The 534-nt window shown below is 44.9% G+C and carries 1 protein-coding gene; it reads right to left on the bottom strand.

Annotation, left to right across the window (positions count from 1 at the left end; translation table 11 throughout):
* On the bottom strand, positions 1-534 hold a 534-nt coding region (locus QNI22_RS40230; protein ID WP_314520346.1), incomplete at both ends, for a histidine kinase dimerization/phospho-acceptor domain-containing protein.

The following is a 534-nucleotide window of genomic DNA, read 5'->3' as shown; positions in this document are numbered from 1 at the left end:
CTGTATCTAGCACCTGATTCAAGGATACAGATTCGGTACGATCTTTCTGGTTTGATATTTTGGAAAATGACAACAGATCTTGGATTAAAACCGACATCCGCTTGGATGCTGACTGCATGCGTTCAAGCAAAGGAAGACCCTCGCCCAACCCAACGCCGTATTGCTTTTTGAGCAAATCTCCAAAAGACTGAATCTTGCGAAGAGGTTCCTGCAAATCATGTGAGGCAATGTAGGCGAACTTTTCCAGGTTATCGTTTGAACGAACCAGCAGTTGATTGGCTTCAAACAATTCATCATTGGTTTTTGCCAGCTCTTCCGTACGCTTCTGAACCTGTTGCTCCAATACCAGTTGTGCAGAACGCCGCTCAGTTACATCCTGAGCCGTTCCAAACATTTTTACAGGTTTCCCCTGCTCATCAAAAAAGGTGCGGGCTTGTGCATGAATAATATATTTCTGGCCAGTGGTTCGGTTGGTTATTGCATATTCTTCATTGTAAATACCCCCCGATTCGGGATTGAGAGCCCAGGACATAG

The organism is Xanthocytophaga agilis (genome assembly GCF_030068605.1).
Taxonomy (GTDB): Bacteria; Bacteroidota; Bacteroidia; order Cytophagales; family 172606-1; genus Xanthocytophaga; species Xanthocytophaga agilis.
This window is presented reverse-complemented; position numbering and strand designations above follow the sequence as displayed.